General features: G+C 64.5%; 17 protein-coding genes and 3 pseudogenes. 9 read left to right on the top strand and 11 right to left on the bottom strand.

Features of this window, described 5'->3' with window-relative positions; all coding sequences use genetic code 11:
- The first annotated feature begins 117 nt into the window (after positions 1–117).
- The 3 genes from ACSQ76_RS12985 to coaD all read left to right on the top strand — a co-directional run bounded on the left by ACSQ76_RS12985 (position 118) and on the right by coaD (position 2,166).
- Positions 118–1,014, top strand: a complete 897-nt coding sequence (locus ACSQ76_RS12985) for a LysR family transcriptional regulator (protein ID WP_437156910.1) — start codon at positions 118–120, stop codon at positions 1,012–1,014.
- Positions 1,015–1,074: 60 nt separating this feature from the next.
- On the top strand, positions 1,075–1,512 hold the full coding sequence (locus ACSQ76_RS12980; protein WP_437156909.1) for a CBS domain-containing protein: 438 nt from the start codon (positions 1,075–1,077) through the stop codon (positions 1,510–1,512).
- 159 nt (positions 1,513–1,671) lie between these two features.
- Positions 1,672–2,166, top strand: a complete 495-nt coding sequence (gene coaD / locus ACSQ76_RS12975; RefSeq protein ID WP_437156908.1) for a pantetheine-phosphate adenylyltransferase — start codon at positions 1,672–1,674, stop codon at positions 2,164–2,166.
- Positions 2,167–2,175: 9 nt separating this feature from the next.
- Here the strand turns inward: coaD and ACSQ76_RS12970 are convergent, their stop codons facing one another.
- Positions 2,176–2,319 carry a hypothetical protein gene (locus ACSQ76_RS12970; RefSeq protein ID WP_437156907.1) on the bottom strand — a complete coding sequence of 48 codons (144 nt, stop codon included), beginning with the start codon at positions 2,317–2,319 and terminating at the stop codon, positions 2,176–2,178.
- Between the two features lie 130 nt (positions 2,320–2,449).
- Entirely contained in the window at positions 2,450–3,451 is a 1,002-nt protein-coding gene (gene gap / locus ACSQ76_RS12965) for a type I glyceraldehyde-3-phosphate dehydrogenase (protein ID WP_437156906.1), read from the bottom strand.
- Between the two features lie 169 nt (positions 3,452–3,620).
- Here gap and ACSQ76_RS12960 point away from each other — a divergent pair, with 169 nt between their 5' ends.
- Entirely contained in the window at positions 3,621–4,592 is a 972-nt protein-coding gene (locus tag ACSQ76_RS12960) for a DUF808 domain-containing protein (protein ID WP_437156905.1), read from the top strand.
- 71 nt (positions 4,593–4,663) lie between these two features.
- Here the strand turns inward: ACSQ76_RS12960 and ACSQ76_RS12955 are convergent, their stop codons facing one another.
- On the bottom strand, positions 4,664–5,866 hold the full coding sequence (locus tag ACSQ76_RS12955) for a PQQ-dependent sugar dehydrogenase (protein WP_437156904.1): 1,203 nt from the start codon (positions 5,864–5,866) through the stop codon (positions 4,664–4,666).
- 78 nt (positions 5,867–5,944) lie between these two features.
- On the bottom strand, positions 5,945–7,960 hold the full coding sequence (gene tkt / locus ACSQ76_RS12950; RefSeq protein ID WP_437156903.1) for a transketolase: 2,016 nt from the start codon (positions 7,958–7,960) through the stop codon (positions 5,945–5,947).
- 249 nt (positions 7,961–8,209) lie between these two features.
- Between tkt and ACSQ76_RS12945 the strand changes: the two genes are divergently transcribed.
- Positions 8,210–8,710: a hypothetical protein gene (locus ACSQ76_RS12945; RefSeq protein ID WP_306128906.1), complete on the top strand. Its 501-nt coding sequence runs from the start codon at positions 8,210–8,212 to the stop codon at positions 8,708–8,710.
- Positions 8,710–9,093: a cell division protein ZapA gene (locus ACSQ76_RS12940; protein WP_306128907.1), complete on the top strand. Its 384-nt coding sequence runs from the start codon at positions 8,710–8,712 to the stop codon at positions 9,091–9,093. Before ACSQ76_RS12945 ends, ACSQ76_RS12940 begins: the two co-directional genes overlap by 1 nt.
- Positions 9,094–9,217: 124 nt before the next feature.
- On the opposite strand, the gene sucD is transcribed toward ACSQ76_RS12940, so the two are convergent.
- The 5 genes and pseudogenes from sucD to ACSQ76_RS12915 all read right to left on the bottom strand — a co-directional run bounded on the left by sucD (position 9,218) and on the right by ACSQ76_RS12915 (position 14,128).
- Positions 9,218–10,099 (bottom strand): succinate--CoA ligase subunit alpha, encoded by an 882-nt coding sequence (gene sucD / locus ACSQ76_RS12935; RefSeq protein ID WP_437156902.1) that lies wholly within the window; start codon positions 10,097–10,099, stop codon positions 9,218–9,220.
- Positions 10,099–11,289, bottom strand: coding sequence for a malate--CoA ligase subunit beta (locus ACSQ76_RS12930; RefSeq protein WP_437156901.1), 1,191 nt, complete (start codon positions 11,287–11,289; stop codon positions 10,099–10,101). The genes sucD and ACSQ76_RS12930 overlap by 1 nt, the downstream gene beginning before the upstream one ends.
- A gap of 299 nt (positions 11,290–11,588) precedes the next feature.
- Positions 11,589–11,816 (bottom strand): N-(5'-phosphoribosyl)anthranilate isomerase, encoded by a 228-nt coding sequence (locus ACSQ76_RS12925; RefSeq protein ID WP_437156900.1) that lies wholly within the window; start codon positions 11,814–11,816, stop codon positions 11,589–11,591.
- A 41-nt stretch (positions 11,817–11,857) separates the two neighbouring features.
- A pseudogene (locus ACSQ76_RS12920) lies at positions 11,858–12,834 on the bottom strand (2-hydroxyacid dehydrogenase).
- A gap of 79 nt (positions 12,835–12,913) precedes the next feature.
- On the bottom strand, positions 12,914–14,128 hold the full coding sequence (locus ACSQ76_RS12915; protein ID WP_437156899.1) for an aminotransferase class V-fold PLP-dependent enzyme: 1,215 nt from the start codon (positions 14,126–14,128) through the stop codon (positions 12,914–12,916).
- Between the two features lie 270 nt (positions 14,129–14,398).
- Here ACSQ76_RS12915 and ACSQ76_RS12910 point away from each other — a divergent pair, with 270 nt between their 5' ends.
- Together ACSQ76_RS12910 and ACSQ76_RS12905 are read left to right on the top strand one after the other, a co-directional pair.
- A complete protein-coding gene (locus ACSQ76_RS12910; RefSeq protein ID WP_437156898.1) occupies positions 14,399–15,064 on the top strand; it encodes a helix-turn-helix domain-containing protein in 666 nt (221 codons plus the stop codon).
- Positions 15,065–15,276: 212 nt separating this feature from the next.
- Positions 15,277–17,048, top strand: a pseudogene (locus ACSQ76_RS12905) (sugar phosphorylase).
- Here ACSQ76_RS12905 and ACSQ76_RS12900 read toward each other — a convergent pair.
- Positions 17,041–18,262 (bottom strand): annotated as a pseudogene (locus tag ACSQ76_RS12900) (glycosyl transferase). The pseudogenes ACSQ76_RS12905 and ACSQ76_RS12900 sit on opposite strands and share 8 nt — an antisense overlap.
- The gene (locus ACSQ76_RS12895; protein WP_437156897.1) at positions 18,255–19,064 is read right to left on the bottom strand and encodes an HAD-IIB family hydrolase; all 810 of its coding nucleotides are present in this window, start codon (positions 19,062–19,064) and stop codon (positions 18,255–18,257) included. The pseudogene ACSQ76_RS12900 and the gene ACSQ76_RS12895 overlap by 8 nt, the downstream one beginning before the upstream one ends.
- Positions 19,065–19,232: 168 nt before the next feature.
- On the opposite strand from ACSQ76_RS12895, the gene ACSQ76_RS12890 reads away from it, so the two are divergent.
- Positions 19,233–20,867 carry an FAD/NAD(P)-binding protein gene (locus ACSQ76_RS12890; RefSeq protein WP_437156896.1) on the top strand — a complete coding sequence of 545 codons (1,635 nt, stop codon included), beginning with the start codon at positions 19,233–19,235 and terminating at the stop codon, positions 20,865–20,867.
- Positions 20,868–20,979: the final 112 nt, after the last annotated feature.

The raw sequence follows: 20,979 nt of genomic DNA, 5'->3' as shown, positions 1-20,979 counted from the left end.
TCGGTCCTCCTCGGGTTTGCGCGCAGGTTAGCGTTGCGTTTTTGGCGGGAAAAGAGGCAATATTCCAAAAAGGTCTTGCAGAAATGCAAAGCAAGGCGCGGCGCCGGAGGGTAGGACATGGTATCGAACTGGGATGATCTGCGCGTGTTCCTTGCAGTGGCGCGCACCGAAAGCCTGTCTGCCGCGGGCCGTGCGCTGAAGCTCGACCCCGCCACGGTGGGGCGCCGCATCGCGCGGCTGGAGGCCGATACCGGTGCGCCGCTTTTTGCCAAGTCGCCCACGGGCTATGCGCTGACTGATGCGGGTCAGCGCCTGATGGGGCATGTGAGCCGCGCCGAGACGGCGATGCGCGATGCCGATGAGGAGATGGCGGGGCAGGCGGGGGGCCTGTCGGGGCAGATCCGTATCGGGGCGCCGGACGGTTGCGCCAACTTCATCCTGCCGCAGGTTTGTGCGCAGATGGCCACGGACAACCCCGACCTCGACCTGCAGATCGTGGCGCTGCCCCGCGTCTTCAACCTCAGCCGGCGCGAGGCGGACATGGTGATCGCGGTCAGTCCCCCTTCGGCGGGGCGCTTGAGCGTGCAGAAAATCACCGATTACAAGCTGCATCTTGCGGCCGTGCGCTGGTACCTGCGCCAGGCGCCGCCGATCGAGAGGCTGGACGATCTCGCGGCACATCGCATGGTCGGCTACATCCCCGACATGATCTTCGACAAGGAACTCGACTATCTTGGCGAAACCGGGGCGGACCGGGTCGCGCTGGCGTCGAACTCGGTCTCGGTGCAGGCGCATTGCATCCAGCAGGGCGGTGGTGTCGGCATCATGCACGACTTCGCAATGCCATTCTTTCGACGGTTGCAAAAGCTGTTGCCGGACACGTTCAGCCTGACACGCAGTTTCTATCTCGTGCGGCACCAGGACGACCGCAGGCTTGACCGGATGAACCGCTTTGCCGCCGCCCTTTGCGAGGGAATCCGCGCCGAGGTGGCCCGGCTGGAAGCCGAAGCTTGACAGGACTCAGGTTCTGAGGAACGCTGTTCATCTGAAATCATTGAAGAAATGAGGGTCCGGATGATCGTTCAACAGATACTTAAGTCTAAGGAAAGCGACAAGGTGATCACCGTAACGCCCGAGACCCTGGTGTCCGAGGCCGCGCAAATTCTGGCCAAGCATCGCATCGGCGGGCTTGTCGTGTCAGCAGATGGCACCTTGGCCGATGGCATCCTGTCGGAGCGGGACATCGTGCGCGGCCTCGCCACGTCCGGCCCGGGCTGCCTCAATGACAAGGTGTCGGACCTGATGACCCCGAAACCCGTCTGCTGCACCCGGCAGGACAGTGCCGACACCGTGCTGGTGCGCATGACCGACGGCCGCTTCCGCCACATGCCCGTCGTCGATGACGAGGGCAAGCTTGTCGGCATGGTGACCATCGGCGACGTGGTCAAGGCCCGGCTGCAGGAGCTGTCGATGGAGAAGGCCGCACTTGAAAGCATGGTGATGGGGCACTGACCCCGATCGGCGCCACATGGGTATTTGAGGAACGGTGAAACCACGGGGTGCGTCCCCGGGGTTTCATCATTCCGACATGTACTTAAATTGGCCCTGCGGCTTGCAATTTTCCAGCGCATGTAGTTGCTTGCAGCTCGTCACGACACGAAGGAAGACCCCATGCGCATCGGTCTCTATCCCGGCACTTTCGATCCGATCACACTGGGCCATACCGACATCATCGCCCGCGCGGCCACGCTGGTGGACCGGCTGGTGATCGGCGTCGCCATCAACCGCGACAAGGGTCCGCTTTTCACGCTGGAGGAGCGTGTGGCGATGGTCGAGGCGGAATGTATCGGGATCAGCGCCGCCACCGGCACCGAGATCGTGGCGCATCCGTTCGAGAACCTGCTGATCGACTGTGCCCGCGACGTGGGCGCCAACGTGATCATCCGCGGCCTGCGCGCCGTGGCGGATTTCGAGTACGAATTCCAGATGGTCGGCATGAACCGTGCCCTGGACGACCGGATCGAAACCGTTTTCCTGATGGCCGACGCCCGTCGGCAGGCCATCGCCAGCAAGCTGGTCAAGGAAATCGCCCGGCTGGGCGGCGACGTGACACGGTTCGTGACGCCTGCCGTGAAAGAGGCGCTGGAGGACCGGTTCAGAGACTGAGCCGACGCCTCAGCGCCAGAACGCCAGCCACTCGATCAGGTCGACCGTCTTGCGCGCGAGGAAGAACGACGCCTGCATGTCGTTGTAGAGGTAGTCCCAGCCAAGTCCCGCGAGGATCAGCAGGGCCAGGAAGACCGCGATCTTGTCCGTCATGTGCCGCTACCGTTCTTCCGCTTCCTCATCCGTATGCCTCAGCCGGGGTGCGTCACGCAAGGGGGATGAGAATGCCCCCCGGCAGCGGCTTTACCGGAGGGTGTGATTTTGTTCCCGCTGCCTCGCGGGGTTAGCTCAGGCGCGCCATCGCCACGGCCACGTCCGCCATGCGGCACGAAAAGCCCCATTCGTTGTCATACCAAGCCAGCACGCGCACCAGACGGCCGCCGGTCACGCGGGTCTGCTCGGGCGCGAAGATCGAGCTTTCCTCGGTGTGGTTGAAGTCGATCGAGACCTTGGGCTCGGGATCGTAGCCCAGAACGCCCTTCATCGGACCTGCCGCCGCCTCGGCCATGATTGCGTTCACGTCGTCCGCAGTCACGTCCTTTTGGGCGAGGAAGGTCAGGTCCACCGCCGACACGTTCGGCGTCGGCACACGGATGGCCGAGCCGTCGAGCTTGCCCTTGAGGTCGGGCAGCACCTCGCCCAGGGCCTTGGCGGCGCCGGTGGAGGTGGGGATCATCGACATGGCCGCGGCGCGCGCGCGGTAGAGATCCTTGTGGCGGCGGTCGAGCGTGGGCTGGTCGCCGGTATAGGCGTGAATCGTGGTCATGATGCCGCTCTCGATGCCGATCGCCTCGTGCAGGACCTTGGCCACCGGCGCGAGGCAGTTGGTGGTGCAGGAGCCGTTCGAGATCATCCGCTCGCCGGCCTGCAGCTCGCCGTCGTTGACGCCGAAGACCACGGTGCGGTCGACGTTCTTGCCGGGTGCGGACAGCAAAACCTTGCCGGCGCCGCGCTCCAGATGCTTCTTGGCCTTTTCGCCGTCGTTGAACTTGCCGGTGCATTCCAGCACGACGTCGACGCCGGACCAGTCGAGCTCGTCCATGTCGTAGGTCGAGAACATCTCCATCGGCCCGCGGCCCAGATCCATCGTGCCGTCGCCAAGTGTGATGTCGCCGGGAAAGCGGCCATGCACGCTGTCGTATTTCATCAGGTGGGCCGCGGTTTCCAGCGGGCCGGTGGCGTTGACCTTTGCGACCTTGATGTCGTTGCGGGTGCTGGCGGCGATATGGGCCAGGGTGCAGCGGCCGATCCGGCCGAATCCGTTGATGCCGACAGTGACGGTCATTCTGTTCTCCTATCCGGGTGTCGGGGGCGATATAGACCCAAGGGTGCCGCGCTGAAACCCTTAAAGCGCGAGGGTTTGCGGTGTTAGCGTTAACCGTTTGCGCAAACCTGCCGCGCCGGGGCATGATTGGGCCAATCAAGGCACACCAAGCGTAACGAGGGGCAATAGCATGAGCGGATTTCTGGCACTGCTGGACGATGTGGCGAGCCTGGTCAAGGTGGCGGCCGCGTCGATCGACGACGTGGCGGGGCAGGCGGCCAAGGCGGGGGCCAAGGCCGCGGGGGCCGCGATCGACGATGCGGCGGTGACCCCCAAATACCTGACCGGTTTCGCGCCCGCCCGAGAATTGCCGATCGTGTGGAAAATCGCGCGGGGGTCGCTGTTCAACAAGATGGTCTTCCTGTTGCCGGCGGGGCTGGCCATGTCGAATTTCGCGCCGTGGCTGATCCCGCCCCTGCTGATGCTGGGCGGCGCGTATCTATGTTTCGAGGGGGCCGAAAAGGTGGCGCATGCGCTTGGCGCGAACAAGCACCATGGCGGGCCGGACGGCAGCCACCAGACCAAGGATCCCGCGCATCTGGAGGAACAGCGCGTGCAGGGGGCGATCAAGACCGATTTCATCCTGTCGGCCGAGATCATGACCATCGCGCTGTCGAACATACCGCCCAGCAATTTCTGGATGGAGGCCGCGGTGTTGGCAATGGTCGCGGTGGGGATTACCGTGGCCGTCTATGGCGCGGTCGCGCTGATCGTAAAGGCGGATGATGCGGGGCTGTTCATGGCCCAGAACGGCAACCTTGGCGTGACCCGCTGGGTCGGGCGCAAGATCGTCAAGGGGATGCCGTATTTCCTGAAGCTGCTGATGTTCGTCGGTACGGCGGCGATGCTGTGGGTCGGCGGTGCGATCATCCTGCACAGCATGGCCGAGATGGGATGGTCGATGCCCTATGACACGATCCACCACTGGGCCGAGGACGCCGCCCATGCAGTTGACCAATTCCGAGGTTTTGTCGCCTGGGCCGTGCAGGCGGCGGCGGACGGGGTGTTCGGGCTGGTGCTGGGCACGCTGCTCATCCCGATCGGCACCAAGCTGGTGGCGCCGGTCTGGGCATCGATGTTCGGAAAAGGCGCGGCCCATTGAGCCGCGCCTGAAGCGTAGGAATATCGCCGGCAAGAGGTCCCGGAGCATGTCCGGGACGGGTGCGTTCACCCTCAGCTGTCGCTGCCGTCTGTCGTGATCCGCACGAGACGGCCGTCCTCGTAATCCGTGATTGCCAGGATCGAGCCGTCGCTGTCCATCTGGACATCGCGCACGCGGCCCAGGTCCATTGCCATGCGCTCTTCCGCCGCGACCTTGCCGTCTGCGTCGAGTTCCAGCCGGACGATGCCCCCGGGCTTGAGCGATCCGATCAGGAAATCGCCGTCCCAGTCGCTGAACATTCCGCCGTCATAGGCGATCATGTCCCCGGGCGCGATCACCGGGTCCCAGAAATAGACCGGCTGTTCCATGCCTTCCTGCTGTGCCTCGCCCGAGCCGATGGGCGAACCGCCATAGGTCTCGCCGTGAGAGATGACCGGCCAGCCATAGTTCTTGCCCGGCTCCGGCCGGTTCAATTCGTCGCCGCCCTTGGGCCCGTGCTCGATGATCCAGAGCGTGCCGTCGCGCATGGTTGCACCCTGGACGTTGCGGTGGCCATAGGACCAGATGCTGTCGATGGCGTTCTCGTCGCCGACAAAGGGATTGTCCTCGGGCACTTCGCCATCAAGCGTCAGGCGCACGATGACGCCGTATGTGTTCGACGTGTCCTGTGCATAATCCCGGTACTTCATCGATGAGTGTTCGCCAGTGGTGATGAACACGTGCCCGTCACCGTCAAACTCGATTACCGAGCCGAAGTGCTTGGGCACGGTGGCGCCCGGTTCCTGCACGAAGATATCCGTCAGGTCGCTGACCTCGGTCATGTCCTCGCTGAGCGTCCCGTAGGCGACGGCGGTGGCCATCAGGCCATCCCCCACCGGCTTGGCGTAGCTGATGTAGATCCGGCGGCTCTCGTCGAAGTCGGGCGCCAGCACGACGTCGAGAAGCCCGCCCTGACCCTGTGCCGCGACTTCGGGCATGCCCGTGATCGGATCGGACATCGTGCCGTCCTCGGCCACGTGGCGCAGGCGGCCCGGGCGTTCGGTCACAAGAAACCCGGCGTCTTCGGGCAAGACCGCGATCCCCCAGGGATGAACCAGCCCGGTCGCGATATCGGTGACCTGAAGCGCGACGTCGCTGGATTCGAGCGGCGCGCGGAACTGGCCCTCAAAGGCCGGTTCGAGATCAGTATTGCGGGGCGCACGCTCGAACTCCTGCCCGAAGGCGGGCAGGGCGACAAGAATGGCGGTTCCGGTCAGGATCGGACGAAAAGTCATGTGGGGTTTCTCCTCTGATGCATCTCAGGGAAAACCCGGGCGCGCGCGCGGGGTTCCGCGCGCGCAATCACGTAAACGTCAGAGCAGGGACTTGGCCTTCTCGGCCACGGCCTCGGCGGTGATGCCGAACTGTTCGTAGAGGACCTCGGCCGGGGCCGATGCGCCGAAGCCGTGCATCCCGACAAAGCCCGATTTCTCGCGCTTGCCCCGCTCGCCGAAAAGCCAGCGGTCCCAGCCGAAGCGGATGGCCGCCTCGACCGCCACGCGCACGGGACCGGCAGGCAGGACCTTGCGGCGATAGGCCTCGTCCTGTTCCTCGAAAAGTTCCCAGCAGGGCATCGAGACGACGCGCGTGCCGATGCCTTCGGCCTGCAACAGGTCGCGCGCGGCCATGGCAATCGCCACTTCAGAGCCCGTCGCCATCAACAGCGCCTGCCGCTTGCCATCGGCATCGGCCAGAACGTAGGCGCCGTGCGCCGTCAGGTTCTTCTGCTTGTGCTCGGTGCGCAGAGTCGGCACGCCCTGACGGGTCAGAGACAGGACCGACGGCGTCGATTTCGAGGTCAGCGCCAGTTCCCATGCCTCGGCAGTCTCGACCGTGTCGCAGGGACGGAAGACGTTGGTGTTGGGCGTCGCGCGGCTGATCGCCAGGTGTTCGATCGGCTGGTGGGTGGGGCCATCCTCGCCCAGGCCGATGCTGTCATGGGTCATGACGAAGACGCTGGGCACCTTCATCAGCGCGGCCAGCCGCATCGCAGGGCGGGCATAATCGGTGAAACACATGAAGGTGCCGCCGTATGGGCGGATGCCCCCGTGCAGGGCCATGCCGTTCATCGCGGCGGCCATGCCGTGCTCGCGGATGCCGTAATGGATGTAGCGGCCCTTGCGATTGCCCTCGTCGAACACGGTCATGTCGCCCGACCTGGTGTTGTTCGAGCCGGAAAGATCGGCCGAGCCGCCGATGGTCTCCGGCATGAGGGGGTTCACCACCTCCAGCACCATCTCGCTGGATTTGCGGGTGGCGACCTTGGGACACTCCTCGGAAATCTGCTTTTTCAGCGCCCGGATCCGGGAGGCGAGCGATTTCGGCGCGTCGCCCGCCATCACGCGGGCGAACTCGGCCTGCCGGCGGTCGCTGAGCTCGCCCATGCGGGTCTTCCACTCGGCATGGGCGTCGGCCCCGCGTTTGCCGATGGTCTCCCAGGCTTTCTTGATGTCGGCGGGCACCTCAAAGGGGCCGGTGGTCCAGCCATAGGCCTCTTTCGCGGCTGAAATCTGGTCGGCATCCGTGAGCGCGCCGTGACCTTTCGAGGTGTCCTGCGCGGCGTGGCCCAAAGCGATATGCGTCTTGCAGGCGATCATGGTCGGGCGGCGGCTGGTCTTGGCCTTTGTCAGCGCCGCGTCGATCTCCTCGGGGTTATGCCCGTCTATCTCTACCACCTGCCAGCCTTCGGCGCGGAAGCGTTTCACCTGATCGGTGCGGCTGGCCAGTTCCACCTTGCCGTCGATGGTGATGCTGTTGTTGTCCCACAGCACGATCAGCTTGCCCAGGCCCAGGCGCCCCGCAAGGCCAACGGCCTCGTGGCTCACGCCCTCCATCAGGCAGCCGTCGCCGGCGATGACGTAGGTGTGGTGATCCACGGCCTTCTTGCCGAACCGCGCGCGAAGGGCTTCCTCGGCAATAGCGAAACCAACGGCGTTCGAGATGCCCTGACCGAGCGGGCCGGTCGTGGTCTCGATCCCGTCATGCATGAAGTTTTCCGGGTGGCCCGCGGTGATCGCGCCCCACTGGCGGAAGTTCTTGATCTGGTCGAGCGTCATGCCCTCGTAGCCCGTGAGGTAGAGCAGCGAGTAAAGCAGCATCGAGCCGTGGCCGGCCGACAGGATGAACCGGTCTCGGTCGGGCCAGTTGGGGGCGCTCGCGTCGAATTTCAGGTGCTTTTCATACAGCACCGTCGCCACGTCGGCCATGCCCATGGGCATGCCGGAATGGCCCGAATTGGCCGCGTGCACCGCGTCGAGCGTCAGCGCGCGAATGGCGGCGGCCTTGTTCCAGTGATCGGGATGAGCAGAGCGCAGGGCAGCGATATCCACGGGGCAGCGTCCTTTGTTCAGGAATGGCGTTCGGGCCCGTGCATACCAGCCCCGAAGCAAAGATCAAGCGCCCCGGCGCCGCCGGGGTTGCAGTATCACCTTAAGGGGCGCAATTTGTGCAACCATTGGGTAGAGTTGCGGCACATGCTTAACGCAGGCGATTCGCGGGCCGCCCGGCACAGGGGCAGAGCAGGCCGGATCGGATCGCGCCAGGATAGAGACAGGCAAAGCGGTACGGGGACCGAGGACATGAGCGAAATCGACGAATTGCAGCGGCGCATCAACGCCGCGCTCGACCGGATCGGGCGGGGACTGGAGGCCGGGGCCGGCACCGCGGTGGACCCCGCGGAACTGGCCGAGGCCAAGCAGGCCCTGGCGGACGAGAAGCTGGCCAACGAACAGCTTGAAGAGCGGGTGAAAGCCTTGCGCGACAAGCGCAACGCGCTGGAAGAAGAGCTGGAGGCGCTGCGCGAGCAGAATGCGCAGTCCCTGTCGCGGCTGGATGGCGAATTGCAGTCGCTGCGCCGCGCCAACCAGCAGCTGCGCGACAACAATGCCGCTCTGCGCGAGGCCAATGCCGCCGGCGTGGGCGAGGCGCACCTGATCAACAAGTCGATGATGGCCGAACTGGAAAGCCTGCGCGCCAACCGTGCCGCCGACCGGGCCGAGACCAGCGCCATCCTGTCGGAGCTGACCGCCGTACTGGAAAGCGCCGAGACGCCTGACACCCCCACATCGGAGGACGCCTGATGCCCGAAGTCGAGATTGAGATCGGAGGCCGCACCTTCGAGGTCGCCTGCCAGGAGGGCGAGGAGCACTATCTGCACGCCGCGGCCAAGATGCTGGACGAAGAGGCCAGTGTACTTTCGGCCCAGATCGGTCGGATCCCCGAGTCGCGGATGCTGCTGATGGCGGGGCTGATGCTGGCCGACAAGACCGCGGGCGTGCAGGACAAGCTGCGCGAGGCCGCGGACAAGATGGCCGAGAAAGAGGCCGAACTGGATCAGTTGCGCAATGCGCCGCAGCCCCAGCCGGAGCGGGTCGAAGTGGCCGTGATCCCCGAACAGGTGACGGAATCGCTGGCCGAGATCGCCGCCCGCGCCGAGAGCCTCGCGGACCAGATCGAAAGCTGACGGGCATCAGCTTTGCGGCGTAAGTCTTTGTAAAAATTGAGCCCCGGCATGTAGCATGCCGGGGCTTCTTGATGGCCCAGGTTCGACGCAACGCTTGGGAGAGTGCGCGCCGCCCTGACGTGGGTCAGGCCACCATTTTCTCGACCACTTCCCCGAAGGACGACGGCGTCGGCACGATGGTGACGCCTGCCTGCTTGAGGATGTCGACCTTTTCCTGTGCCGACTCGCCGAAGGCCGACACGATCGCGCCCGCGTGGCCCATGCGCCGTCCCTTGGGTGCCGAGAGGCCGGCGATATAGGCCGCCACGGGTTTGGTCATGTGATCGCGGATGTATTCCGCCGCCTCGGCCTCCTGCGGGCCGCCGATCTCGCCCACCAGAACGACGGCGTCGGTGTCGGGGTCGGCCTCGAACAGCTCCAGGATGTCCTTGAAGCTCGACCCGTTGATCGGGTCGCCGCCGATCCCGATGGAGGAACTGACACCGATGCCATGCGCGCTCATCTGGCTGGCGGCCTCGTAGCCCAGCGTGCCAGAGCGCCCGACGATGCCCACGCGCCCCGGCTTGTAGATCGAGGGCGGCATCAGCCCGGCAAAGGCCTGGCCCGGTGTGATGATCCCGGCGCAGTTGGGGCCGATCAGGCGCATCCGCTTCTCGGCCTTGTAGCGGCGCATGTAGCGTTTCACGTCGATCATGTCCTGCGCGGGAATGCCGTCAGCGATGCACACGCAGGTCCTTATTCCCGCATCCGCCGCTTCCATGATCGAATCCGCCGCAAAGGGCGGGGGGACGAAGCTGACCACCAGCTCGGCGCCGGTTTCGGCCACGGCGCCCTTCACGGTGTTGAACACCGGCAGGCCCAGATGCTTGGTGCCGCCCTTGCCGGGGGTGACGCCGCCCACCACATTGGTGCCGTGGTCGATCATGTCCTGGGCGTGAAAACTGCCGATCCGGCCGGTGATCCCGGTGACCAGAACGCGGGTATCCTTGTCGATGATGATGGCCATCAGCTTGCCTCCGCATAAGCGCTGTCGGTGGAGCGCCACGCGGCCACCACCTTTTCCGCCGCTTCCGCAAGGGAAGAGGCCGTCTCGATCTTCAGCCCGCTGTCGGCCAGAAGCTTCATGCCTTCGTCGACATTGGTGCCCGAAAGGCGCACCACCAGCGGAATTTTGAGATCCAGTTCCTTGACCGCCAGGATCACGCCTTCGGCGATCCAGTCGCAGCGGTTGATGCCGGCGAAGATATTGACCAGGATCGCCTCGACATTGGGGTCGTTGAGCACCGACTTGAAGGATTGCAGAACCCGCTCGGGGCTGGCCCCGCCGCCCACGTCGAGAAAGTTGGCAGGCTCGCCGCCGGCCATCTTGATCATGTCGAGCGTCGCCATCGCGAGGCCCGCGCCGTTCACGATACAGCCGATTTGGCCATCCAGCCCGATATAGCTGAGGCCACGGTCGCCCGCGTAGGTCTCGCGCGGGTCCTCCTGGCTCTTGTCGCGCAACTCCGAGATGTGCGGGTGCCGGAACAGCGCGTTCTCGTCGAAGCTGACCTTGGCGTCCAGCGCCACGATCTCGTTCGAGGCGGTCACCACAAGCGGGTTGATCTCGACCATGTTCGCGTCGGTCTCCCACATCATCCGGTAGCAGCCCATGATCGTCTTGGCCGCCTGGTTGATCAGCGCGGGGTCGAGCCCCAGCGAGAAGGCGATCTCACGCGCCTGGAAGTTCTGCATGCCCACGGCGGGGTCGACCACCGAGCGGATGATCGAGTCCGGCTCGCTTTCCGAGATCTCTTCGATCTCCATCCCGCCCTGGGCCGAGGCCACGACCACGACGCGCTCCAGCTTGCGGTCCATCACGAAGCCCAGATAGATTTCCTGCGCGATATCCGTGGCTTCCTCGACATAAAGCCGCCCCACCAGCTTGCCCTGGGGTCCGGTCTGATGGGTCACCAGCTTGCGGCCCAGCATCCACGAGGCCGCATCCCAGACTTCCTCCTCGGAGGTGCAGATGCGCACGCCGCCGGCCTTGCCACGGGCGCCGGAATGGATCTGCGCCTTGACGACCCAGCTTTTGCCCGACAGTTCCGAACAGCGATAGACCGCCTGTTCCGGGCTGTAGGCGATGCCGCCGCGCGGAATGTTGACGCCGAAGCCGCTCAGCAGCTCCTTGGCCTGGAATTCATGGATGTCCATGCACATGCCCTCCTCGCATCGTGTTGACCCATTCTGTTGCGTAAAGCGCCCGCGCGATACTTTCGCCCGGGTAGCAAAGCACACTCCGGGTTGGGCAGGGGGGCCGGAACGGGTAGGGCGGGCTACCCGGTGAGGCCGTGACGGGATACCTTGGGATGCGCTCGCCGCGATGCGGAAAAGCGGATGTGAAACAGGTGTTTATGAAACGAAACAGCGGCGTGACGCGGAAGGCCGGAGTTTTCGAAAACTCCGGCATGGAAAATTGGAATTTTCCATGCCGATTTTTTGCAAAAATCGGCCTACAGGACTCGCCGGATCGGTTCCCGGTTGCAGAAGATCACCAACTGTCCGGCATTCTCGACGGCCTGATAGCCGCGTCTTTCGAGTTCGGAGAAGAACTCGGCGCGTCCGACATAGCGGTCGATATCGCGCAGGCGTCTGCGAATGATGCACCCGTCGCGCGCAGCCTTGGCGCGGAACACGTCAGCCATCCATGTTTCGGGGGTGATCGGACCATTCTGCGTCATGGCCCGATTTTCACCCAGTCCTGGTTAAAGCGCAGTAAACGTCACTTCGGCGTCACGAGGTCGCCCGGCGTGTCGCCCTTCAGGAACGCCTCCAGATTGTCGATCGCGCGGAACCCCATGGCCTCGCGCGTGCCATCGGTGGCGCTGCCGAGGTGCGGGGCCAGAACGATGTTGTCGTATTTCAGGAACCGCGGGTCGAGTGCGGGCTCATTGTGATACACGTCCAGTCCGGCCGCGCTCAGATGGCCGGAATCGAGCGCCTCGAAAAGCGCGTCCTCGTCCACCACGTCGCCCCGCGCGGAGTTCACCAGGATCGCGCCGGGTTTTAGGGCGCCGAAGATGATGGCGTTGATCATCTTGTAGGTGTCTGCGCCACCGGGGCAATGCAGCGAAAGGAAATCTGCCTCAGCCGCGACCTCGACCATGCTGGGCAGTTGTTCGGCGTTGCCGTTGGCGCTCTTGATGTCCTCGGGCACCTCCCAGGCGTCCTGAAACACGACCCGCATCCCGAAGCCGTTATGGGCCCGGCGTGCCATCGCCTGGCCGATGCGGCCAAAGCCGATGATGCCCAGCGTGGCGCCCGAGACTTTCTTGCCGATCATGTGGGTGGGCCGCCAGCCTTCCCAGCCGCCTGCGCGTGTCTCGCGTTCGCCTTCGCCGATGCGCCGGGCGGCGGCCAGCAAAGGCCCATCGCCAGGTCGGCGGTACAGTCGGTCAGCACGTCCGGCGTGTTCGTCACCGTGATGTCATTCGCCGCCGCCGCGTCGATGTCGATATGGTTGAAGCCGACGCCGTAGTTGGCGAAGATCTTAACCTTGCCCTTGGCGGCCGGATAGAACTCTGCCGGGATCTTGTCGGAGACGGTAGGCATGATCACGTCATAGGTCTTGGCCGCGTCCATCCACTCGTCATGGCTCATCGGCGTGTCGGGGTGACGCAGCGTCACGTCGCCCAGCCCGGCATTGGTCAAACGGTCCTCGGTCGCCTTCGGCCAGGCGCGCGTTACCAGAATTTTCATGATGTCTCTTCCCTTGTCGTGATCTGCCCTTGGCGCACAATGCGGCAAGGGCAGGCCACTTGCAATCAACCCGTTGGGCTCAGGCCGCCTTGGCGGGGCTGGCCTTGGCGTTGTCCGGTGTCGTGTCGCGGTAATGCGCCTGCGCGGCGGCCACGCCCGAGCCGGGCTCGATTTTCGCACCTGCATCCACCAGCGCCATTTCCGCGGCCGAGATCGCGCCGCACAGCATCACCGGATTCACCGAGCCCAGGTGCCCGATGCGGAACGCCTTGCCGGCCAGCTTGTTGAGGCCCGTGCCCAGCGAGGTCTGGTACTTGTTGTAGGCCGTCGAGATCACGTCCCGCGCATCCACGCCCTCGGGCGCATAGATGGCCGAAACGGTGTCGGATTCCCATTCGGGGCCCCGCGCCACCAACTCGCACCCGTCCCACGCCTCGACCGCGGCGCGCACGCCTTGCGCCAGCCGCTTGTGCCGCGCCCAGATGCTTTCCATCCCGGCCTCCAGGATCATGTCCAGCGAACAGCGCAGCCCGCGCAGAAGCTGCGTGGCGGGGGTGTAGGGGAAATAGCCGGTGTCGTTCAATTTGATCATGTCCTCGAAGCTGAAATAGCAGCGCGACATGCCGGAATTGGCCAGCCGCTTGTTGGCCTCCAATGCCTTGTCGCTGACACCGAGAAAGCCAAGGCCCGCGGGCAGCATGAAGCCTTTCTGCGAGCCCGACACGGCAAGGTCCACGCCCCATTTTTCCATCTCGAACTCGATCGAGGCGATGGAGCTGACGCCGTCGACGAACAGCATCGCGGGGTGGCCCGCATCGTCCAGGATCTTGCGCACGCCCGCGATGTCCGAGGTCACGCCGGTCGCGGTTTCGTTCTGCGTGGCGAAGACCGCCTTGATCTCGTGATTGGTGTCCGCCTCCAGGTGCTTGGCATATTCCTCCAGCGGCACGCCCTTGCCCCATTCGACCTCGCACAGCACCACGTCGAGGCCAAGACGCTCGGCCATGTCCACCCAGAGCAGAGAGAACTGCCCGAAGCGCGACATCAGAACCTTGTCGCCGGGTTGCAGCGTGTTCTGGATGGCGCTTTCCCAGGCGCCCGTGCCCGAGGACGGGAAGATGAAGACCCGGCCATTCTCCAACCGATAGGCTTTCTTCATGTCGGTCAGCAGCCCGGTCACCAGGTCGGGGAAGTCGGGCGCGCGCATGTCCTCCATGGGTACGTTCATGGCCTGCCGCACGGGTTCCGGCACATTGGTGGGGCCGGGGATGAAAAGATGCTGGTAACCGTTCATGATGTTCTCGCTCCCTGTCACATGACTTGACGCAGGGTCGTAGCACGCAATTCGGGTCTGTGAAGCCTTGTTCGCGGCAAAACCGGGGTGAAACCGCCCATTGGGTGGGTAATTCCTACCCGCCCGGGTGACATATCCGGCCGCAACCGCCTGCGGCATACAAGGGCATACCAAAATTTCTTTTGATTTCAGGCATTTCAACTGATGTTATGGCGGGACGAGATCCGTCTGTTGGGGAGCTGACGGAGAGGAGGAACAAGGAGCCGGCGCATGAAAGCTGCCCCCGGAACGATCATGAAATCAGCTGAAAAAACCAGTGGTAGCACGGGCTTGCCGCAGGTCATCGTCGCCGACCGGCAGTTGATCGTCTGCCAGGGAATCGGCTCGCTCGTGACGCAGATTCCCGAGGTCGAGCTGGGGCATTACGCCACCGACAAGGCCAGCCTGCGCAAGCATCTGGCCCACGCCACGGGCAAAACCATCCTGATCCTGGGCGTACGTCTGGCCGATGGCGATTTGACGCAGGTGCTGTCGATCGTGCGCAAGGATTATCCCGAGGTGATGGTCGTCGTCGTGGCGGAGGAAACCGAGTTTGCCTTCATCCGCACGGCGATCAAGGCGGGGGCCAACTCGGTCTGCATGATGGGGCAGATACTGACCAGCCTGCCGCGCATCCTGGGCAAGCTGATCGAGGGACACTCGATCGTGCCCACCGAAGTCCTGCGGCGTCTGACCTCCGAGAATGCCGATGCGCTGTCGCGGCGCGAGCACGAGATCTTGGCGCTTTTGGGCGACGGTCTGACCAACTTCCAGATTTCGGCGCGGCTGGGACTGAGCGAGAATACGGTGAAATATTACCTCAAGGCGATTTACCAGAAGCTCGAGGTCAATTCGCGCGGGGCGGCCATCGCCAAATACGTGGCGGGCAATTACTGAGGCGTGCGCGCTTGCGGCCAGGACCGGATCGAGCAGGGGCGCAAGTGTCCCGATACGGTGCGCCATTTGCCCAAAATCCGGGCTAACCGGACTTCCTGCTTGAACAATTCTTGCCCGACACCTTTCATCGGACGGGCTGATATGGTCAATACGGGGCGGATCGGGTCCGATATCGCCGGACCCGCGGGACAAGGTCAGGGGAACATCCGGGCGTGCACCAGGAACACAAATTGCTGAACGCGCGGCTGCGCGAGCTGCTGTCCCGCATTTATCCCGACGAATCCGCGCCGGACCTTGCCCGCGCCATCATCGCCGCGTTCTGGCCCGAAGGCACCATGCCCCGCAAACGCGCCCGCACGCCCAGCAACCGGCTCTGGTCGGAGAAGGACGCCTTTCTGATCACCTATGGCGACACCATCCTGGACGGCGCGCACAAACCGCTCGATCTGCTGGAGGATTTCCTGTCGCGCTACATGGGCGGGGTGGTCGACGGCGTGCACATACTGCCGTTCTTTCCGTTCAGTTCGGATGACGGGTTTGCCGTGACCGACTATCGCGCGGTGAACCCGCAGCTTGGCGAATGGAGCGATATCACCCGCATCGCCTCGAACTTTCACCTGGTGTCGGACCTTGTGCTCAACCACGTCTCCAGCCAGGGCAACTGGTTCAACCAGTACCGGCAGGGCAACGCGCCGTACGACAAGTTTTTTTACGAGGCCGACCCCGAGCAGAACTTCAGCGCCGTTGTCCGCCCGCGCACCACGCCGCTCTTGCAGAAGATCGAGACACGGGGTGGCGACCGCCATGTCTGGTGTACGTTCAGCCACGACCAGATCGACCTGAATTTTTCCAACCCCGAAGTGCTGCTAGAGATGCTTCGCATCATCCGGATGCATATCGACAAGGGCGTGCGTACCCTGCGGCTGGATGCCGTGGCCTTCATCTGGAAGGAGCCCGGCACGCCTTGCATTCACCTGCCGCAGACCCACGCCATCGTGCAGCTGATCCGCCTGCTGGTGGACTACACGTTCGAGACCGTCGTGCTGCTGACCGAAACGAACGTGCCACGCACCGAGAACCTCAGCTATTTCGGCAACCGCAACGAGGCGCACGCGGTCTACAACTTTCCGCTGCCGCCGTTGATCCTGCACGCGATGCAGTCGGGCTCGGCGAAATACCTCAATCGCTGGCAGGCCACGATGCCACCCGCGCAGCTGGGCTGCGCCTACCTGAACTTCACCGCCAGCCACGACGGCATTGGAATGCGTCCCGCCGAGGGCGTGCTGCCGCTTGAAGAAAAGAACCGCATGATCGAGGCGGCCCAGCAGGCCGGCGCGCTGGTGTCGATGCGCACCATGCCCGACGGCACCGAACAGGCCTATGAGCTGAACTGCTCGCTTTTCGATGTCATGCGCACGACCTTCAAGGGCGAGGATGACCACCATTTCGAGCGCTTCATCTGTTCGCAAACCATCCCGATGTCGCTCGAGGGTATCCCGGCCTTCTACATCCATTCCTTCCTTGCCACGCCCAGCGATCACGAGGGGTGACGCGGCGCGGCATGAACCGCGCGATCAACCGCCACCGCTGGCATTACCCCGACCTTCTGAAGCGGATGGAGGACGAAGGCTCGGATCAGGCACGGGTGATGAAGGCCCTGTCGGAGCGTCTGCGCATCCGCGCGCGTCAGCCGGGCTTTCATCCCAATGCCACGCAGTTCACCCTTCGCCTCGATCCGCGGCTTTTCGGGGTCTGGCGGCAAAGCCTCGATCGTTACCAGTCGATCTTTGCGATTCACAACGTCAGCGACGAGACGGTGACCGTGGATCCTGCCGACCTCAACATGATCGAGGATGACGTCTGGCGCGACCTGCTGTCAGGCGACAACATAGATCCGGAAGCCGATAGCATTTCGATGGCGCCCTATCAGTGCCGCTGGATTTCCAATCGAAGCGGCCCGGCAGAGCGCGACGCCCTCAGCTGAACTCCTCGGCGTCCTGGACCGCCGCGGCCTTGAGGTTCGACAGAAACTCGGGGTCGGCGGCATGGACGCGGCTCCATGTCGGGATGAAGGGTGTGGCCTGCGGGTTTTCCAGGAAAACGGTGCCGGCGCGAATGATGTTCTCGGCGAAAAGCTCGACCGACTTTTCCTCCTTGTGCCGATCCACCGTCAGCCCGTTCATCTTGGCATCGGCGTAATAGCTTTCCAGCAGGTCCAGCGCGATGCGGTAATAGGTGGCCTTGAGCGTGCGGAAGAGGTTGGGGTGTGAATACCGTGCCGTCCGAGGCGAGCTTGCGGAAGATCGCCTTGCAGATATCCGTCGACATCCGGCTGAGGCCTTTCGAGGCGTCCTCGGGCGACAGGTCCTGGTGCTTGTGGTCATAGGCGTCCGATATCTCGACCTGGCAGACCGATTGCGGCGCCAGGTTGCGCCATGCCTCGGACAGCACGCCGATCTCCAGCCCCCAGTCCGAGGGCACCCGCAGGTCGGGCAGCATCGCCGTGCGCATGGCGAACTCTCCCGACAGCGGATAGCGGAAGCTGCGCAGGTAATCGAGATAGTCGCGGTCGCCGATCACCTTCTTCAGCGCGATCAAGAGCGGGCTGACCAGCAGGCGCGTAACGCGGCCGTTCAGCTTGGTACCATCGACGCGCGGGTAGTATCCCTTCACCATCTGATAGCGAAAGCCCGGGTGTGCTGCCGGATAGACCAGCCGGGCCAGAAGCTCTCGGTCATAGGTCAGGATGTCGCAATCGTGCAGCGCCATCACGGAGGTGTCGGCACAGGCGATCAAGTAGCCCATGCAGGTCCAGACGTTCTTGCCTTTGCCCGGCTCCTCGGGCGCGATGCCCTTTTCCTCCAGCCGGGCGCCAAGGGCCTTCATCCGGGGGCTGTCGTTCCACAGGACCATGTGCTGCTGCGGCAGGCGGCCGAAGAATTCGATGGCGTGCCGGTATTGCGCCTCGTCGGCCTGATCCAGGCCGATGATGATCCGGTGCAGGTAGGGCACCTGGGTCAACTCGTCGATGATATGCTCCAGCGCGGGGCCTTCCAGCTCGGAATACAGGCTGGGCAGGACCAGCGAAATCTTGCGGGTCTCGGCAAAGGCGGTCAGCTCGTAGGTCAGGTCATCAAGACTGCGGGTCCGCAGGTTGTGCAGGGTCGTGATGTTTCCGTTCTGGTGAAAATCAGCCATCTGGTCTGGGGTCTTTCGTGGTTGTTATCTCGTCCATGATCGCGTTTACCGCTTCGGCCCATCCGGTTGGGCCCTCCGCCGTGGTTCGCAGGATACGCCGGCTCGTGCTGACTGCGTCGTCCTCGCCGGCAAGCGGCGGAACACCCGTCGAGGCGGAATTGGCCACCACCACGCAGATATCGGCCCGTTCCAGCATCGCCACGTCGTTCGGTGCATCCCCCAACGCCACCGTACGGGCAGGGCGGTAACGGTCGACCACCTCTGCCATGCGGTCCGCCTTGGTGCCGCCGAACGAGAGCGTCAGGAAACGCCCGCCCTGCTGTACGGTCAGTCCGGCGTCCTGTGCGGCGGCGACGAATGCGTCGCGGTCGGCATCCGGTCCGGTCCAGAGACCGGGTTCGCTGAACTGCCGCGCCTGCGCGTGCGCCGCAGCCTCGGGCGACAGGCCGGTATGGTCCGCGATGTCCTGGGGCGTCATGTCGCCAAATCCGGTAAAACCTTGCGGCAAACGCGCAATCGCGGCGCGGAGTTCCCGGTATGTCTGCGCGCCCTCCGTGCCATCCGCCCCCGGTTCGAGGATTCCGCCGCCGTTTTCCACGATGGCGGGCCAGTCGCCCAGCCCCATTGCGTCGCGCAGGGGCACGATCTCGGCGGCGGTCTTGCTGCTGGCCAGGATCACGCCACAGCCCGCGAGCTTCAGCCGCTCCAGCGTCTGCGCGGCGGGTTGCCACGCATAGGTCCGGTGGTCCAGCAGCGTGCCGTCAAGATCGGAGAACACGAGAAGGCGGGGGCCTAGGGTCATTCCCCGACACTAGACCACAACTTCCGGCAAGGCGACTGCGGAACGCAACGCGCAGCCGCGAAATACCGGCGTCGCTCCTTTTCCGGGCGGTGCGTCACCGACATTCGCTTGAAGCGGGCGCGATTGCGCTACAACATGCCGGCAGCAAGAGGAAATCGCGGGGCGGCCATGGCGGGGAAACGCGCAACGAAAATCGCCGTCGTCGGCTTTGGCCCGCGCGGCCTCGGCGCGCTGGAGGCATTGGCCGAGCAGGCGGCGTCCGATGCGATGGCGCTCAATGTCGATCTGTTCGAGCCCGCGTTTCCGCCCGGTGCCGGCCCCAATTTCGACCCTGACGAAAGCCCGGTCTGCCAGTTGAACATACCCATGCGCGATATCGACATCCGCCCGCCGCGCGGCTCGCGTTGCGGCGCTTTCGCCGACTGGCTGACCCCCGCGCCGGGACCGGACATGTTTCCGCGCCGTCGCGATCTTGGGCGCTACCTTGCGGCGCGCTATGACGACCTGCGCCGCCACGGGGGGCTGGCGCTGCGCCATGACACCGCGGCGATCGACAGCGTGGAGCGTGGCGGGGACGGTTGGATGCTGCGCCGTGGCCCGCAACGCTTTGGCCCCTATAACGAGGTTCTCCTGACCCTGGGTCAGCCTGCGGTCGCCCCGGACGAGCAGCTTGGCGAGTGGCAAACCCACGCCGCCGAAACGGGCGCCGTGTTGCGGCAGGCCTATCCAGCTTGGAAACTGCAACGCGACGCCGCCGGATGGACCGGACAGACAGTGGCGATCCGGGGCCTTGCCCTGTCGGCCTTCGACGTGATCCGGCTGCTGACACTGGGGCAGGGCGGGCGGTTCGAGAACGGACGCTACATAAATTCGGGTTCGGAGCCGGGTCTTCTGGTGCCGTTCTCGCTGGAAGGGCTGCCGCCGTTCCCCAAGCCCGAGACGGCGGCGCTCGATGCACGATTCGAGCCGACCGAGGCGGAAACCGACGCCTTCGCCCGCGCCATCTCGTCCGCGTCCGAAGCCACGCCCGACGTCGCGCGGGCGCAGCTCTCCGAAGCGCTTCTGGCTGCTGTCCGCCGGGTGCTGGACGAAATCGGCGACGCCTCCGACGATGCCGTCGATTGGCTCGACCGCGAATGGGATGACCCCGGTTCGCAGGAAACCGGCCCTGCGATCCGCGCTCTCGACGCCGGGATCGCCATGGCCGAGGGCCGCGTTGCGCCGTCTGCCGGCTATGTTTTCGGCCAAGTCTGGCGCAAGTGGCAGAACGTCCTGCGCCGTGGCTACAACCTCGCGAGCACACCGCCCGAGACCGCCCGCATGCTGGTGGCTTTCGACGAAGGGCTGAAGCGATATTCCTACGGCCCGCCCGTCTCGGCCAGCCGCGAACTGGCGGCGCTGGTCGCGGCGGGCGTTGTGACGCTCGACTTTACCGCCGATCCCGTCATTTCGATGACCGGGACCGGCTGGACGCTTGCCGCCAATGGCGCTGGCGTCGAGGCCGATGTCATGGTCGACGGGGTGTTGCCCTCGCCCGATCTGTCGCAAATCCGCACGCCGCTGATTACCGGGTTGATCGCGCAGGGTCGGCTGTGTGCGATATCCGACGGGTTGGGCGCGAATGTGGTCGCGGACGGGCAGGTACTGGACAGGGATGGCCTTATCGTCCCCGGTCTGGGGTTTCTTGGCCGGCTGGCGCTGGGCAGTGTCATCGCGGCCGATTCGCTGCACGACTGTTTCGGCCAGGCCTCGGTGCGCTGGGCCCGGGGCGTGATCACGCGAAACATGCAGCGCCGGAAATAGTGGCAGCACCCTTATACTGCCAGCGGATCGACGCCCATTGCAGGGAAATGGGTTGATCATGGTTTCATCCGGTCTACAGTGGGAGTGTATGTGTGTGCTTGCGCGACGCTTG

This window comes from Roseovarius sp. B08 (assembly GCF_051417955.1).
Taxonomy (GTDB): Bacteria; Pseudomonadota; Alphaproteobacteria; order Rhodobacterales; family Rhodobacteraceae; genus Roseovarius.
Note: the sequence above shows the minus strand (reverse complement) of the source record. Positions and strands in the feature narration are given on the sequence as shown.